The following is a 15608-nucleotide window of genomic DNA, read 5'->3' on the forward strand; positions in this document are numbered from 1 at the left end:
AAAAATCAATTTTAATTGCAAATTTAATTGATAAAAACAATGAGAAAGATAGGATACCTCCACCACAACAAGGAGAGCGACATGACCAACTACTCACTAACTCTGATGGCCATTACCGGATTGCTCGGCGCAGGCCTGCTTACCGCTTGCGGCGGCGGAGGGAGCGACAGTCCAGAAGAAGCCAAGAATTCCAGCGACTGCTTCAATGCCGGTTTTTACCGCAAGGACACGCAAATCTATGTCAGCCAGAGCAAAAGTCTGAACGATGGACCAGCTTCAACCAACCTTGTCTACCACTGGGTCACCAGCCAGAACGAGGAGAACGGCATCAACCACATCTATGTCAATCCCACGCCCAACAGCGGGCGCACCAGCCTGCACTACAGCATCGAGGGCGGAGCGCTGCTCTACCACGGCTACAACGCCTTCAATATCGGCGCCACCAGCCGCCAAAGCCTGGCCCCGCCCCGCCAGTCGCTGATCGCGATGGCGCCCGGCCAGAGCACCTCCCAAACCATCGTACAAACGGATAGCGTCTCGAACGCTGACGGAGAAACAAAGACCGTCACCACACTGGCCGAGACCCGAAGCTACGAAGGCAGAGAGACCATCACCACGGCCCTGGGCACCGTGGAGGCCTGCCGCTTCGTCAGCAGCGTTGCGGCGAGCCAGCAAGGCAAGCCCGAGGCGAGCCGGGAGACGCAGACAACGACCTGGGTGGCAGCGGCGGGCCCCTACCGCGGGCTCAGACTCAAGGAGAGCGCCAGCACCCGCCAAGGGGGAAACACCGATACCCTGGTGACGGAGACCAGCCAGGTCAACCGCTTCGATATCAAGTAGCCGCTGATCCGGGCGCCAGCTGCAGAAAATGCTGGCGGTAGTACAGCATCTCGTCAATCGACTCATGCACATCGGCCAGCGCGGTGTGCTTTTGCGCCTTCTTGAAGCCGGTGACCAGCTCGGGGCGCCAGCGCCGTGCCAGCTCCTTGAGCGTGCTCACGTCCACATTGCGGTAGTGGAAGTAGGCCTCCAGATCGGGCATGTAGCGCGCCAGAAAACGGCGGTCCTGGCCAATGCTGTTGCCGCACATGGGCACCTTGGCCTTGGGCACATAGCGTTTCATGAAGCGCAGCACCTCGGCCTGCGCAGCGGCCTCGTCGATCTGCGAGGCCTTGACCCGCTCGGTCAGCCCGCTGCGGCCATGGGTGCCCCGGTTCCAGGCATCCATCTTGGCCAGTTCCTCATCGCTTTGGTGGATCGCAATCACCGGGCCTTCGACGCGCAGGCTCAGATCGGCACTGGTAACCACCAGCGCGATCTCGATCACACGGTGCTCCTGCGGGTTCAAACCGGTCATTTCACAGTCGAGCCAGACCAGGTTCAGATCGGACTTGGCCAGCTCGGGCACGGGTGCCAGCGGCGTATCCAGGGTGTTCTTGTTTTGCATGGGGGCGATTGTCGCCTATGCCCTACACTGTCCGGTATTCGCCAACCAACACCCCCACTTGTGACTCCATCGCTGCTGTTCACCCTGCTATTCGCCATTGCACTGGCCGCCAGTGTACTGACCAAACTCTGGCTGGCCAGCCGCCAGATGCGCCATGTGGCCGCCCACCGCGATGCCGTCCCTGCCCTCTTTGCCGACCGTATCAGCCTGGCTGCACACCGCAAGGCGGCCGACTACACGATTGCCAAGACCCGCTTTGGACTGCTGGGCCTGGCCATCGGCACTGCGGCGCTGCTGGGCTGGACCTTGCTGGGCGGGCTGGACCTGCTCAACGCCAGCCTGCTCGACGCGCTGGGCGGCGGCATGTGGCAGCAGCTGGCGCTGGTCGCCGCCTTTGCGCTGATCAGCGGCCTCATCGATCTGCCGGCCAGCTACTACCAGACCTTTGTGCTGGAGCAGCGCTTTGGTTTCAACAAGATGACGCCCGGCCTGTGGCTGGCCGATCTGCTCAAAGGCACGGCCATGGGCGCGCTGGTGGGCCTGCCCATTCTGGCCGTCATCCTGTGGCTGATGGGATCGGCCGGCCAATGGTGGTGGCTCTGGGCCTGGGCCTTCTGGGTGGGCTTCAACCTGCTGCTGATGGTCATCTACCCGGCCTTCATCGCGCCGCTGTTCAACAAGTTCCAGCCACTGGAGGACGAGAGCCTCAAGGCCCGCGTGCAGGCGCTGATGCAGCGCTGCGGCTTTGCGGCCAAGGGCCTGTTTGTGATGGATGGCAGCCGCCGCAGTGCGCATGCCAATGCCTATTTCACCGGCTTTGGTGCCAGCAAGCGCGTGGTGTTTTTCGACACCTTGCTGCACAAGCTCAATGGCGACGAGGTCGAAGCGGTGCTCGCCCATGAGCTGGGCCACTTCAAGCACAAGCACATTCTCAAGCGCATGCTGGGCCTGTTTGGCCTGACTTTGCTGGGCTTTGCGCTGCTGGGCTGGCTGTCGCAGCAGGGCTGGTTCTACACCGGCCTGGGCGTGACGCCCAACCTCAACATTGCGGGCGTGCCCGGCGCCAGCCCCAACGATGCGCTGGCCTTGCTGCTGTTCATGCTGGCCGTGCCGGTGTTCAGCAGCTTTGTCTCGCCGCTGATGGCGCAGTCCTCGCGCAAGCACGAGTTCGAGGCCGATGCCTATGCCGTCCAGCAGACGCGCGCGGCCGATCTGCAGTCGGCCCTGCTCAAGCTCTACGAGGACAATGCCTCCACCTTGACGCCCGACCCGGTCTATGTGCGCTATTACTATTCGCACCCGCCCGCTGTAGAGCGTATCCGCCACATGCAACAATTGGCCCATGACTGAATCCCACCTGCCCCAACAAGACTGGTCCACCCAAAGCCGCCGCGCGCTGTCCGCCTCCGAGGTGGTGACCCAGCTGAGCCCACTGACCGGTTGGGTGCTGAGCGGTGATGGCGCCGAGGTGGCCATCGAGAAGACCTTCCGCTTTGCCAACTACTACGAGACCATGGCCTTTGTGAATGGCGTGGCCCTGGTGGCCCATACGCAGGACCACCACCCGGACCTGTCGGTGCACTACAACCGCTGCGTGGTGCGCTTCAACACCCATGATGTGCATGGGCTGTCGGTCACCGACTTCGAATGCGCGCGCCGCATCGAATCCATGCTGCAGCTGGCCTGAGAGACATGGCAAAACCTGCAAGACGCGCCAGCGCGCCCAGCCAGACGGGGGCGCAGACGGGCCTGGTCGTCGCCAGCTATGGCCGCCACTGTGTGGTGGAGACGCCTGACGGCGTGCGCCGCATCTGCCACCCCCGGGGCAAGAAGAGCCAGGCCGTCGTTGGCGACCAGGTGCGCTGGCTGGCCCCGCCGCCGGGCCAGGGCGAAGAAGGCACGATCGAGAAGGTGCTGGAGCGCCGCAATGTCTTCTACCGCCAGGACGACATCCGCACCAAGACCTTTGCCGCCAACCTGGACCAGCTGCTGATCCTGATCGCGGCCGAGCCGGTCTTCAGCGAGGTGCAGCTGGCACGCGCGCTGATTGCAGCCGAAGCGGCGCACATCACGCCCATCATTGCGCTCAACAAGATGGACCTGGAAGAGCCCTTTTTGCGCGCCTGGGAGCGGCTGGAGCCCTACCGCACCATGCGCGACCAGGCCGAGGACCCGCCGCACTACATGGTGCTGCCCTTTGCGCTGGAAGGCGCCGACGAGGAAGACCGTGATGCCATCTACGGCCTGCTCGAAGGCAAGACCACCTTGGTGCTTGGCCCCTCGGGCGTGGGCAAGAGCACGCTCATCAACCTGCTGATACCGGGCGCGAATGTGGCGACCAACGAGATCTCGCAGGCGCTGAACACCGGCAAGCACACGACCACCAGCACCACCCTGTACTGGGTGGACGAGGCGCGCAAGACCGCGCTGATCGACTCGCCCGGCTTCCAGGAGTTTGGCCTCTACCACATCGCGCCCACGCAGCTGGCCGCCTGCATGCCCGACATCGGCGCCCATGCCAAGGAGTGCAAGTTCTACAACTGCACCCATTTGCACGAGCCCGGCTGCGGCGTCATCCATGCGGTGCAAAACGGCCATGCCGAGCTGCCGATCAGCGACAACCGCTACCGCATCTACAGCGAGCTGTTTGACGAGCTCAACCTGAGCGCGTACTAAAGCGGTTGACCAGACCTTAGCCCCGGCACCACTCTTTGGGCAAGGTCTCGGCATGGCCCAGGTCGACATGGGTCTTCAGAAAATCAAGCACGGCCCGGGTGCGCGACGGCAGGCGCTCGGGCTTGCCCAGGTAGACCGCATGGATGGGCTCCAGCACGCCGGTGTTGAAGGCCTCCAGCACCACCTGCAGCCGGCCCGCAGCGATATCGTGCCAGGCATGGAACAGCGACAGCCGCGCGAGGCCCACGCCTTCAACGGCCAGATTGCGCATCACATCGCCATCGTTGACGCGCAGCAGCTCGCCAATGGCCACCTCCACATCCTGCCCCGCCAGCCGGAACGGCCAGTGCGGCACCGTGCGCTGGTAGTTCCAGCCAATGCGCACATGGCCGCCCAGCGCATCGGGGTGAGTGGGCACGCCATGCGCATCCAGATACGCGGGTGCTGCCACGATGACCTGGCGGGTATGGCCCAAGAGGCGCGCCACCATGTCCGAGGCCGGCAGCTTGCCCCAGCGGATCGCGATATCGGCCCGCGCCTCCATCAGGTCGACCACCTCGTCGGTAAAACTCAGGTCCAGCACCAGGCCCGGGTACTGCTGCATCAGCCGGGCCACCAGCGGCACCAGAATGGCCTGCCCGGTCGATGAGCTGGAGTTGATGCGCACAACGCCCTTGGGCGTGCTGCGCAGCGAGGCGGCCGCTTCGGCCTCCTGCAGATCAGCCAGCACGCGCTGGCCACGCTCATAGAGCTGGCGGCCCTCGGGCGTCAGCTGCACCCGGCGCGTGCTGCGCAGCAGCAGCTGCGCGCCCAGACGTGCCTCCATGCGCGCCACGATCTTGCTGGTGGCCGACGGCGACACGCCCAGGTGGCGGGCCGCTGCCGAAAAGCTGCCGTGCTCGGCCACCTGCACAAACACCTCCAGCTCGCCGGAGCGGTTGGTCTCAAAGGTCGGGCTGGCGGGAAAGGCGGGATTGCGCATGGTCAAAAGCGTCATAGCTGCAGATGGTGGTGGCAAATTCTGCTCCTATTTGTTCCATTTGGGAACAAATACCTTTCCGCTATTCCGGCTACACAAGAATCAGGCCGCGCTTCACAATCCCATTCCTCGCTGATGGCCACCCGGCCTTCGCCCCTACACACAAGGAATCCTCCCATGCCTGTCTCATTGCTGGCGCTCGCCGCCGGTGCCTTTGGCATCGGCACCACCGAATTCATCATCATGGGCCTGCTCACCCAGGTCAGCCAGGACCTGGGCATCAGCATCCCCACGGCCGGCACCCTGATCTCCGGCTATGCCTTTGGTGTGGCCATTGGGGCGCCCGTGCTCACCTTGGCCACGCGCCACTGGCCGCGCAAATGGCTGCTGCTGGGCCTGATGCTGATCTTTATCGCAGGCAATATCGCTGCGGCCATGGCCCCCAGCTATGGCTGGCTGATGGGCGCGCGCATGCTCACCTCGCTCACCCATGGCACCTTCTTTGGCGTCGGCGCCGTCGTGGCCACCGGCCTGGTGGCCAAGGACAAGCAGGCCTCGGCCATTGCGCTGATGTTCTCGGGCCTGACGCTGGCCACCTTGCTGGGCGTGCCGGCCGGCACCTGGATCGGCCAGCATTTTGGCTGGCGCATGGCCTTTGCCACCGTGGCCGTGATCGGCGTGGTCGCGCTGGGCATTCTGGCCGCCTTTGTGCCCAGCAAGCTGCAGCAGGCGGCGCCCGCTGCGCTGCGCGATGAGCTGTCCATCCTGGCGAGCACGCCCCTGTGGCTGGGCCTGGGTATGACGGTGTTTGGCTTTGGTGGTGTGTTTGCGCTCTACACCTATGTGGAGCCGCTGCTGTCGCAGATCACCCAGCTGGGCAACACCGGCGTGGCGCTGAGCCTGCTGCTGTTTGGCGCCGGCTCGGCCGTGGGCAATATCGCCGGCGGCAAGCTGGCCGACCGGGGCGTGGTGCGCGCGCTGTGGATCACCCTGGGCGCCCTGGTGCTGGTGCTGCTGGCAGGCCGCTGGGCCTTTGGCATCTCGGCGGCCGTGGCCATGGCCTATGTGACCGTGCTGGGTGTTGTCGCCTTTGCCACCGTAGCCCCCATGCAGATGCGGGTGATGCAAGGCGTGGGCAGCCAGGGTGCGACGCTGGCCTCCAGCCTGAACATTGCGGCCTTCAACCTGGGCAATGCGCTGGGTGCCTGGGTGGGCGGCAGCCTGATTGCCGGCGCCGGCCTGCTGTCGATCATCTGGGGCGCTGCCGCGCTGTCGGCCATTGGCCTGGTTCTGGTGGCGATGGGGCAGCGCCGCAGTCCTGCCGCGGCCCTGCAGACCGCTTGACCTATTAGCCCAGCAGGCGCGCCAACGTGAGCAGCGCCAGCAGCAGCATCCAAACCACGACGGAGCGCCACACCAGACCCACCACGCTGCGCAGGTGGGCGACTTCCGGATCACGGCCCGGGGTGGTGGCGCCATCGCCCTGGATCTGCAGGGGCGCGGCGGCATCGATATCGACACTGCGGGCGCGCAAGGCCACCCCACCCAGGCGGATGTCGATGGCACCGGCGGTAGCCGCCAGGACCACGCCATCGTTGTCATTGGGAAAATGCTGGGTCTGAAAGCGCCAGCCGTCGATGGCCTCTTCAAAATTGCCCACCACGGCAAAGCTCAGCGCCGTGAGCCGGGAAGGCAGCCAGTCCACGATGGTCCAGGCCTTGGCCGCAACCGTCTCGAAAGCGCCTTGCACCATGGCCACGGGCTGCACCGATGGGCGCGCAAAGCGCGAGGCGTATTCAGCCATGCGAAAAAACACCGCGCCGGCGGGCCCCAGGCCCAGCGCCGAGCCGATGGAGTAGCAGGCCAGCACGCCAAACACATGGCGGTGCGCGGCCAGCACCGAGTACTCGATCACATGGCGCACGATCTCGCGGCGCGGCAGGTCATCGGCGTGGACCTGCTGCCAGTCGGCCAGGTACTGGCGGGCCTGGTCCTCATCGCCGGACTCCAGCGCATGGCGGATGCGGGTGAAATGGTGGCTGAACTGGCGAAAGCCCAAGGTCACATACAGCACCAGCACATGCCAGGCCATCGCCAGGGGCCAGCCCACCAGGGCCACCAGCAGCCAGTGCATACCCATGGCCAGGGCCGTGGGCAGCAGCACCGCCACGCTCCAGGCCAGCCAGCCGTGGCGCTGCTCGCCGGCATCCAGATTGCGGCTGAGCCATTGCACCCAGGCCCGCACACCGGCATAGACCGGGTTGTCGCGAGACAGGGATTTGGCCTGCTCCAGCAGCAGGGCCATCAGCGTGGCGAAAAAACTCATGGACAGTGATCATACCGGCTGTGATGTATCACACAAGCCGTTACAAACTACAACGCGGGTGGAAAGGCCAAAAACCGGTACAAATTGCGCAACATGCTGGCCGTAGCCCCCCAGATAAAGCGCTGCTGGCCCGATGCGGGATCGTCATAGGGCATGGACAGCCAGCGCCGGCTGAACTCGGGCGTGTCGAGCTGCTGCCAGCGGTGGTGCGCGGGGTTCATCAGGAAAGACAGCGGCACCTCGAACACCTCATCCACCTCGCCCGGGTTGGCCTGCAGGTGGAACGGTGGGTGCACCAGCCCGACGATGGGCGTCACCTCAAAGCCCGAGCCGGTCGCGTACTCGGGCAGGCGGCCAATGATTTCGACCCGCTCGCGCGCCAGCCCCACCTCTTCCCAGGCCTCACGCAGCGCGGTGTCGTTGATGTCGCGGTCCTCCGGGTCCTGGCGGCCGCCGGGGAAGGCAATCTGCCCCGAATGGTTCGTCAGGCCAGCGCTGCGCTGGGTCAACAGCACATGCATCTCCTGGCGCTGCACCAGCGCCACCAGCACGGCGGCCTTGGCCGGGGGGCGGTCCGTCCAGCTGCGCTCGCGGAAGATTTCCGGCTCGCCGCCATGGGGATGGGCGACAAAAGCCTGGCGCAGCGAATCGGCCCGCAACAGGCGCGGCGCGACTGCCGGCAGGGCCGAGTCGATCTGCACGACCGGTGCGCGGCGCGGATCCATGATGGACGACACCCGCACGGCGGCGGCAGGTGGTGATGAAGGCGAGACAGAAGAGGCGTTAGACATAAACAGCAGACGGCAGACGCAGCGGGCCATGTAAAAAAGCCGCCACAGCTTGCACTGTAGCGGCTTTCAGCACTGGGCTCTGTCGCAGCGTGATTACGCAGCTGCCACAGGTGCTGCCTTGCGTGCTGGCAGCTTTTCCTTGATACGAGCCGACTTGCCGCTGCGCTCACGCAGGTAGTACAGCTTGGCACGGCGCACATCGCCGCGGCGCTTGACTTCGATACCGGCGATCATAGGGCTGTAGGTTTGGAACGTACGTTCCACGCCTTCGCCGCTGGAGATCTTGCGCACGGTGAAGCCGCTGTTCAGACCGCGATTGCGCTTGGCAATCACCACGCCTTCGTAAGCCTGCACGCGCTTGCGCGTACCTTCAACAACGTTCACGCTCACGATCACGGTGTCGCCAGGGGCAAATTCAGGAATGGTCTTGTTCAGGCGAGCAATTTCTTCTTGCTCGAGAATCTGGATCAGGTTCATGGTTTCATCCAACGATCATACGCGCGCCATGAATTTGGCAGCCGCGCCCAGCACGGTGTACGGGGCATGTGCGGCGTGTTGCTTCTCTCACCATTGAAAAAAGCGGCCGTGTAGAGGATCGTAAAACCGGCAATTATAGCGGTTTTGCCAAATTTACCAAATCGGCACTGGCCAGCAAGTGTTCATCCTTGCGGCTGAGCTGCTTGCGGCTGCGCGCCTGGTCCAGCAGCTCAGGGCGGTGGATGGCCGTGTTGCGCAGGCTTTGCTCGCGGCGCCAGCGCTCGATATTCGCATGGTGGCCCGACAGCAAGGCTGCGGGCACCGGCTCGCCTTCCCAGACCTCGGGCCGGGTGTAGTGGGGGCAATCCAACAGGCCGTCGAGCGCGGGGTTGAAGCTGTCGAACTGGTGGCTGCCCTCGTCATGCAGCACACCGGGTTGCAGGCGGGCCACCGCATCGAGCAAGGCCATCGCCGCAATCTCACCACCAGAAAGCACAAAATCGCCCAGGCTCAGCTGCACATCAACATGGCGGTCAATAAAGCGCTGGTCCACGCCCTCGTAGCGGCCGCACAGCAAGATGGCACCCTGCGAATCGGACCAGCGCTGCACCTGGGCATGGTCGATGCGCTCGCCAATCGGCGAGAACAGCACCAGCGGCGCGGGCTCGGCCTCTGCACGCGCCTCGCGGATGGCAGCCAGGCAGTCGGCCAGCGGCTGGGCCATCATCACCATGCCGGGGCCACCGCCAAAGGGGCGGTCATCGACGCGGCGGTAGTTGCCTGGGGCGTAATCGCGCGGGTTCCAGCACTGCACCGCCACCTGGCCGCTGCTGTAGGCGCGGCGCGTCACCCCCACCTCGACAAAGGGGCCGAACAGCTCGGGGAACAAGGTGATGATGTCAAAGCGCATGGAAATTCTCCCCGCTGGCGGCCTGCGTGTCCGGCACGATCAGTAGTCCGGCTGCCAGTCGACCGTGATGCGCTTGTTGGGCAGCGAGACCTCGTCGACAAAGGCGCCGACAAACGGAATCAGGCGCTCCTGCGTCTTGCCGTCTTCTTCGTAGTTCAGCACCAGCACGGTCTGGGGGCCCGAGGCCATCAGGTCGCTCACAGTGCCCAGTGCCACGCCTTCGCGGTTGACCACGGCCAGACCCAGCAGGTCCACCCAGTAGTACTCGCCGTCGTCGGTCTTGGGGAAATCAGCGCGCGAGATGAACACCCGCGCACCTTTGAGTTTTTCGGCCTGGTCGCGGTCGTCCACGCCCTGGGCCCAGCCCACCATGCCATCGCCATGGAAACGCGCCTGGCGCATCTCCAGTTGGGCAACGCCCTGGAAGTGGCGTGCGCCTTTCTCGGGCGGCTGAATGAACCACAGCTTGGACTTGAGCAGCGCCTGCGGGTCGGGGCTGAGGGCAATCACCTTGAACCAGCCCTTGACGCCCCAGGCATCGGCAATGCGCGCCACTTCAATGGCGTCATCGGGCAAGGTGGCAGGGCTTAACAACAACTCGGTAGCGGGCATGGCAGTTCAACAGGGCAATAAAAAACGGGCCGCAGTGCTCATCGCAGCAGCGGCCCGCATGCACGAATGGTACCGGAGCACCAGCCGTGATGAGAGAGGCAAATTAAGCAGCCTTGGCAGCAGCTTGCTTGACCAGACGGTCCACGGTGGTGGAAGCCTGAGCACCAACGCTCTTCCAGTAAGCCACGCGGTCCAGAGCAACGCGCAGGCCTTCAACGCCTTCCTTGGCCAGTGGGTTGTAGAAACCCACGCGCTCGATGAACGAGCCGTCACGGCGCACGCGCTTGTCAGCAACGACGATGTTGTAGAACGGACGGGCCTTGGAGCCGCCGCGGGAGAGTCGAATAACGACCATAATAATCCTTCGGGTGGTTAGTTTTCTTACCACGTTTGAGACACGCAACTAGCCACCCGGCCAGCGACACGCAGTAAAGCCGCAAATTATACAAACTTCTTTCAACCATGCCAAGTGTTCGTACCAGTACCCCTGATGACATCCCCGCGCTGACCCGCATTTATGCCCACCATGTGCTGCATGGCACGGGCAGTTTCGAGACCGAGGCCCCCAGCGAAGCAGAAATGACCCGGCGCCGCGACGAGGTATTGTCGCGCCAGCTGCCCTACCTGGTGGCGGAGGACGACGATGGCCAGATCCTGGGCTATGCCTATGCGAACTGGTTCAAGGCCCGGCCGGCCTACCGCTTCTCAGCCGAGGATTCGATCTATGTGGCAGATGGGCAACATGGCCGGGGCCTGGGGCGCCTGTTGATGGACGCCTTGATCGCGCACTGCGAAGCGGCTGGCGTGCGCAAGCTCATCGCCGTGATCGGGGACTCGAACAACCTCGGCTCGGTCGGCGTGCACCGCGCAGCCGGTTTTACCCAGGTGGGCGTAATGCGCTCGGTGGGCTGGAAATTTGGCCGCTGGTTGGATATCGTGATGATGGAAAAAACCCTGGGCGATGGCGACAACAGCGCCCCCACCACCTAAACCACCCCACCCGCCCTATGAGCCACCCCATCACCCACGCGATGCCGCGCAGCAAGAGCAAGACCCTGGCCACCTGGCTGGCTTTTCTGGGGGGGCCTTTGGGCCTGCACCGCTTCTACCTGCATGGCCTGGGTGACATGATTGGCTGGATGCTGCCCATCCCCACGGCGCTGGGCCTGTACGGCATGGAGCGCATTGCCAGCCATGGCATCGACGACCAGGTCAGCTGGGTTCTGGTGCCGCTGCTGGGCTTTACCATTGCGGCCTGCGCACTGACGGCCATCGTCTACGGGTTGATGGCGCCCGAGAAGTGGAACGCCCGCCACAACCCCGGCCTGCCCGAGGACGCGCTGCCCGGCCGCACCCGCTGGCTGACGATCTTCGGCATTGTGGCCTCGCTCTTGATCGGCACCACGATCCTGATGGCCAGCCTGGCCTACAGCTTTGAGCACTACTTCCAGTACCAGATCGAGGAAGCTCGCAAGATTTCGCAGTAAAGGGATAACTGTGCAAGGCCCTCAGCGCGATTGCTCATTCACCTGCAGATGCGCGCGGAGAAAGCCAAACACCTGCGCCGCATAGGCCTGCGGCGCAAACTGGTGCAGGTCCACATGCGCCGCGCCCGGCACCAGCCATAGCAGCTGCGCTGACTGCTGCGCCTGGCTTGCGGCCTCCGCCATCTGCCGGGTTTCAGCGGGCGGGGTGTAGCGGTCTTCGGTGCCGCCCAGCACCATCACCGGCCGGGTCCAGGCCGCCAGGCGGTCCAAAGGCCGCAGCTGGTACGGGTCCAGGCCCAGGCGCAGCGGCATCTGCCAGAGCAACAAGGACGTGGCAATCGGCGCCAACGGGGCCAAGGGGCCCAGCACCGCACGCACCCGGTTGTCCACGGCGGCCTCCATGCTCGGAAAAACGGCTTCGAGCACCACGGCATCGGGCGGCTGCAACAGATCGGCCATCAGCAGCCCGGCGCCGCCGAGCGATGCGCCGATCACCGCCACCTTCTCTGCAGGCTGCTGCGCCTGCAACCAGGCCAGCGCAGCGGCAATGCCCAGGCCCTCCCGGGGCCCGAAGGACAGCATCTCCCCATCGCTTTGGCCATGGGCCGGCAAATCGATCAGCAGCACCCCATGGCCGCGCGCATGCAGCGCCAGCGCCCGGGGCAGCATCGCACGCCGGTCAGCGCGCACACCGTGCAGCAGCAGCACGGCACCCTGCCCGGGCGTGCCCGCTGCATACCAGCCCCGCACCATGCCTTGCGAAGTGGCGATCTCCACGGCGGTGGCGCCCAGTTCTTGCGGTGCTGCGCCAATCTCTGGGCGGTACGGTTGGCTCAACCAGCCTGCCAGACACCAGGCCAGCGCCAGCACCGCCAGCAGCAAGGCGGCCAGCACAGCCGCAACCCAGGCCAGCGGATGCAGCGATAAGATCGAAGGGGTCAGTGCGGGGTCGGTCATGCCTTGGCCAAAAAACAAAACGGCTGGCAGATCATATCCGCCAGCCGCCTTTTGGCTATCGCACCGCCACTGTCAATAGAGCTGCAGGCTCACCCAGTAGGCAAAGGCCGCCACAAAGGCGCTGGCCGGAATGGTCAGCACCCAGGCCCAGACGATATTGCCGGCCACACCCCAGCGCACCGCGCTCATGCGCTGGGTCGAGCCCACGCCAACGATGGCGCCGGTGATGGTGTGCGTGGTCGACACGGGGATGCCCAGCGCGGTGGCGATGAACAAGGTCATTGCGCCACCGGTTTCGGCGCAGAAACCGCCGACGGGCTTGAGCTTGGTGATCTTCTGGCCCATGGTCTTGACGATGCGCCAGCCACCAAACATCGTGCCCAGGCCAATGGCCGCGTAGCAGGAGATGATGGCCCAGGCAGGAGGATCGGCATCATTGGGCGATGCATAGCCGGTGGACAGCAGCAGCAGCCAGATGATGCCGATGGTCTTTTGCGCATCATTGCCGCCGTGGCCCAGGCTGTAGGCACCGGCAGAGACCAGCTGCAAGCGGCGGAACCACTTGTCCACCTTGCCCGGCGTGGTGCGGCGGAACAGCCAGGCCACGATCACCATCATGATCGAGCCGAGCAAAAAGCCCAGCACCGGGGAGACAAAGATGAAGGCCACGGTCTTCCAGATGCCGCTGGCGACCAGCGCGCCCGAGCCCGCCTTCGCAATCACCGCGCCCACGATGCCGCCGATCAGCGCATGCGAGGAGCTCGACGGGATGCCGTAGTACCAGGTGATCAGGTTCCAGGCGATCGCGCCCACCAGGGCGCCAAAGATCACATGGGTGTCGACAATGCCCGGGTGAACAATGCCTTTGCCGATGGTCGCCGCCACGCTCAGGTGAAAGACAAAGATCGCCACAAAGTTGAAAAATGCCGCAAACACCACCGCTTGGGTGGGCTTGAGCACGCCGGTAGAGACAACGGTCGCAATCGAGTTGGCCGCGTCATGAAACCCGTTCATGAAGTCGAACAAGATGGCCAGCGCCACCAGCACGACAATCACCCACAGGGCTGTTTGCATCGGTTCCATGGAAGTTCAGTCTCCTGCTTGCTGCAAAGGATCAGGAGTTTTCCAGGATGATGCCTTCGATGTGGTTAGCCACATCCTCGCACTTGTCGGTGATGGTCTCGAGCAGCTCGTAGATGGCCTTGAGCTTGATCACCTCGCGCACATCGGGCTCCTCACGGAACAGCTTGCTCATTGCCGAGCGCATCACGCGGTCGGCATCGCTCTCGAGGCGGTCGATCTCCTCGCAGGTCTTGATGGCCGCCTCGGTGGTCGAGGGATCGGCAATGCGGTCGAGCATCTTGACGGCATCGCGCACGCGCTCGCAGCACTTGACGCTCAGGTCCGTCAGGCGGGTGATTTCTTCGGTCATGTGGCGCACGTCGTAGAGCGCCATGGTCTCGGCCGAGTCCTGGATCAGGTCAGCCACATCGTCCATGGTGTTGATCAGCGAGTGGATCTGTTCACGGTCGATGGGGGTGATGAAGGTCTTGTGCAGGGTGCGGTTGACCTCGTGGGTCACGCGGTCGGCTGCGCGCTCGGCATTGTCCACGTCCTGGTTGTATTTTTCGCGCAGATGGGGGTCGTTGTAGTTGGCCACCAGTTGGGAGAACGCGTGGGCCGCTTCAACGATGCGGTCGGCGTGCTGGTTGAACAGTTCGAAGAAATTGCCTTCGCGCGGCAAGAGTTTGCCAAAGAGCATGGGTGCACCTATTCGGTTTCAATGCAAAAAAGGGAAAAACCTGCGCACACCCGGCCGGAATCTGGCTTGTCAGCCCCGGCTCCCTGGCCCCGCCGCTACCCTGCAACTCCTTGAATTGCCAGCGGTGTCAGCGGTTTGCAGTGCGCAAAATCTGTCATTCACGGCGCATTGCTGCACTGCAAAATTCACCAATTTTAAATGCAATTGTCATTTCTTTGTCGCATTTGAGGCCGCGACGCCTAAAACAGCGCAGCCTGCGCCCTGCTTGCCGTGCCCGGTACAGAGGGAGAACGGCAGCACTGGCGCTGTCTCCCAAAGCGCGCTACCTTGCGCTTGCCGCCATCAGCTCCCACCGTACTTTTGCAGGGCGACGGTCAAATGCCTGCGCCAACCGGCAGCAATAAAAAAGCACTGCCAGGCAGTGCTTGGGGGGGTGCATGCGCGCTGCCGCTATTCGCCCAGATAGGCAGCACGCACCTTGGGGTCGGCCAGCAGCTGCTGGCCAGGGCCGGTCATCGTGATGATGCCCGACTCCATCACATAGCCCCGGTCGGCAATGGCCAGCGCGCGGCTGGCGTTCTGTTCCACCAGCACGATGGTCACGCCCATCGCATAGACATCGCGCACCACCTCGAAGATCTTGTCCACCATGATGGGAGACAGGCCCATCGATGGCTCGTCGAGCAGCAGCAGCTTGGGCTGGGCCATCAGCGCACGCGCCATCGCCAGCATCTGTTGCTCGCCGCCGGACATGGTGCCCGCCAGCTGGTCCTTGCGCTCGCGCAGACGCGGGAAGATGTTGAACATCTTCTCGATATCGGCCTGGATGCCGGCCTTGTCCTTGCGCAGGTAGGCGCCCAGCATCAGGTTGTCGGTGATGGTCTGGCGCGTGAACACGCCGCGCCCTTCGGGCACCATCACCAGGCCCTTGGCCACCAGGTCCCAGGCGCCCCGGCCCTTGAGGTTCTCGCCCAGAAACTCGATCTGCCCGTCATTGATGGCCTGGGTGGCCGTCACCGCCTTCATCGTCGTGGTCTTGCCCGCGCCGTTGGAGCCGATCAGCGAAACCAGCTCGCCCTCATGCACCTCGAAATCGACGCCCTTGACGGCCTGAATGCCTCCATAGGCCACTTTCAGCCCACGCACCTTCAGCAGTACGGGGTTGGATGTCTTGTCAACCATGC

19 protein-coding genes are annotated in these 15608 nt (G+C 64.1%); 7 read left to right on the top strand and 12 right to left on the bottom strand.

Annotated features, from left to right (window positions below; all coding sequences use genetic code 11):
- Nucleotides 1-81 precede the first annotated feature (81 nt).
- A complete protein-coding gene (locus WH303_RS10205; protein ID WP_148293220.1) occupies nt 82-840 on the top strand; it encodes a hypothetical protein in 759 nt (252 codons plus the stop codon).
- Here WH303_RS10205 and orn read toward each other — a convergent pair.
- Entirely contained in the window at nt 833-1447 is a 615-nt protein-coding gene (gene orn / locus WH303_RS10210; RefSeq protein WP_021027933.1) for an oligoribonuclease, read from the bottom strand. The genes WH303_RS10205 and orn overlap by 8 nt on opposite strands.
- A gap of 60 nt (nt 1448-1507) precedes the next feature.
- Here orn and WH303_RS10215 point away from each other — a divergent pair, with 60 nt between their 5' ends.
- The 3 genes from WH303_RS10215 to rsgA are packed head-to-tail and all read left to right on the top strand — an operon-like array spanning nt 1508 to nt 4123.
- Nucleotides 1508-2797 (top strand): M48 family metallopeptidase, encoded by a 1290-nt coding sequence (locus WH303_RS10215; RefSeq protein WP_021027932.1) that lies wholly within the window; start codon nt 1508-1510, stop codon nt 2795-2797.
- Nucleotides 2790-3134 (top strand): 4a-hydroxytetrahydrobiopterin dehydratase, encoded by a 345-nt coding sequence (locus WH303_RS10220; RefSeq protein ID WP_339518306.1) that lies wholly within the window; start codon nt 2790-2792, stop codon nt 3132-3134. The genes WH303_RS10215 and WH303_RS10220 overlap by 8 nt, the downstream gene beginning before the upstream one ends.
- 5 nt (nt 3135-3139) lie before the next feature.
- Complete coding sequence (gene rsgA, locus WH303_RS10225) at nt 3140-4123, top strand: ribosome small subunit-dependent GTPase A (protein ID WP_339518307.1); 984 nt, start codon at nt 3140-3142, stop codon at nt 4121-4123.
- 16 nt (nt 4124-4139) lie between these two features.
- On the opposite strand, the gene WH303_RS10230 is transcribed toward rsgA, so the two are convergent.
- The gene (locus WH303_RS10230) at nt 4140-5120 is read right to left on the bottom strand and encodes a LysR family transcriptional regulator (protein ID WP_339518308.1); all 981 of its coding nucleotides are present in this window, start codon (nt 5118-5120) and stop codon (nt 4140-4142) included.
- Between the two features lie 159 nt (nt 5121-5279).
- Between WH303_RS10230 and WH303_RS10235 the strand changes: the two genes are divergently transcribed.
- Nucleotides 5280-6446, top strand: a complete 1167-nt coding sequence (locus tag WH303_RS10235; protein ID WP_339518309.1) for an MFS transporter — start codon at nt 5280-5282, stop codon at nt 6444-6446.
- 4 nt (nt 6447-6450) lie between these two features.
- On the opposite strand, the gene WH303_RS10240 is transcribed toward WH303_RS10235, so the two are convergent.
- From WH303_RS10240 to rpsP, 6 genes are all read right to left on the bottom strand, one after another.
- On the bottom strand, nt 6451-7428 hold the full coding sequence (locus tag WH303_RS10240) for a CobD/CbiB family protein (protein WP_339518310.1): 978 nt from the start codon (nt 7426-7428) through the stop codon (nt 6451-6453).
- A gap of 47 nt (nt 7429-7475) precedes the next feature.
- Complete coding sequence (locus WH303_RS10245; protein ID WP_339518311.1) at nt 7476-8219, bottom strand: CoA pyrophosphatase; 744 nt, start codon at nt 8217-8219, stop codon at nt 7476-7478.
- Between the two features lie 93 nt (nt 8220-8312).
- Nucleotides 8313-8696, bottom strand: a complete 384-nt coding sequence (rplS, locus tag WH303_RS10250) for a 50S ribosomal protein L19 (protein WP_027011119.1) — start codon at nt 8694-8696, stop codon at nt 8313-8315.
- Nucleotides 8697-8829: 133 nt separating this feature from the next.
- Nucleotides 8830-9606: a tRNA (guanosine(37)-N1)-methyltransferase TrmD gene (gene trmD / locus WH303_RS10255; protein ID WP_339518312.1), complete on the bottom strand. Its 777-nt coding sequence runs from the start codon at nt 9604-9606 to the stop codon at nt 8830-8832.
- A gap of 39 nt (nt 9607-9645) precedes the next feature.
- Nucleotides 9646-10218 carry a ribosome maturation factor RimM gene (gene rimM / locus WH303_RS10260; RefSeq protein ID WP_021027922.1) on the bottom strand — a complete coding sequence of 191 codons (573 nt, stop codon included), beginning with the start codon at nt 10216-10218 and terminating at the stop codon, nt 9646-9648.
- Between the two features lie 103 nt (nt 10219-10321).
- Complete coding sequence (gene rpsP, locus WH303_RS10265; protein WP_116927508.1) at nt 10322-10573, bottom strand: 30S ribosomal protein S16; 252 nt, start codon at nt 10571-10573, stop codon at nt 10322-10324.
- A gap of 107 nt (nt 10574-10680) precedes the next feature.
- On the opposite strand from rpsP, the gene WH303_RS10270 reads away from it, so the two are divergent.
- Together WH303_RS10270 and WH303_RS10275 are read left to right on the top strand one after the other, a co-directional pair.
- A complete protein-coding gene (locus WH303_RS10270) occupies nt 10681-11208 on the top strand; it encodes a GNAT family N-acetyltransferase (RefSeq protein WP_339518313.1) in 528 nt (175 codons plus the stop codon).
- Nucleotides 11209-11225: 17 nt separating this feature from the next.
- Complete coding sequence (locus tag WH303_RS10275) at nt 11226-11705, top strand: hypothetical protein (RefSeq protein ID WP_339518314.1); 480 nt, start codon at nt 11226-11228, stop codon at nt 11703-11705.
- 21 nt (nt 11706-11726) lie between these two features.
- On the opposite strand, the gene WH303_RS10280 is transcribed toward WH303_RS10275, so the two are convergent.
- From WH303_RS10280 to WH303_RS10295, 4 genes are all read right to left on the bottom strand, one after another.
- Nucleotides 11727-12662: an alpha/beta hydrolase gene (locus WH303_RS10280; protein WP_339518315.1), complete on the bottom strand. Its 936-nt coding sequence runs from the start codon at nt 12660-12662 to the stop codon at nt 11727-11729.
- Between the two features lie 72 nt (nt 12663-12734).
- Nucleotides 12735-13745, bottom strand: a complete 1011-nt coding sequence (locus tag WH303_RS10285; RefSeq protein ID WP_021027918.1) for an inorganic phosphate transporter — start codon at nt 13743-13745, stop codon at nt 12735-12737.
- Nucleotides 13746-13776: 31 nt separating this feature from the next.
- Nucleotides 13777-14424 carry a DUF47 domain-containing protein gene (locus WH303_RS10290; protein ID WP_021027917.1) on the bottom strand — a complete coding sequence of 216 codons (648 nt, stop codon included), beginning with the start codon at nt 14422-14424 and terminating at the stop codon, nt 13777-13779.
- A 450-nt stretch (nt 14425-14874) separates the two neighbouring features.
- The gene (locus tag WH303_RS10295) at nt 14875-15606 is read right to left on the bottom strand and encodes an ABC transporter ATP-binding protein (protein WP_021027916.1); all 732 of its coding nucleotides are present in this window, start codon (nt 15604-15606) and stop codon (nt 14875-14877) included.
- Between the last annotated feature and the right edge of the window lie 2 nt (nt 15607-15608).

Origin of the sequence: Comamonas sp. MYb69 (assembly GCF_037479315.1) — a bacterium.
GTDB lineage: Bacteria > Pseudomonadota > Gammaproteobacteria > Burkholderiales > Burkholderiaceae_C > Comamonas.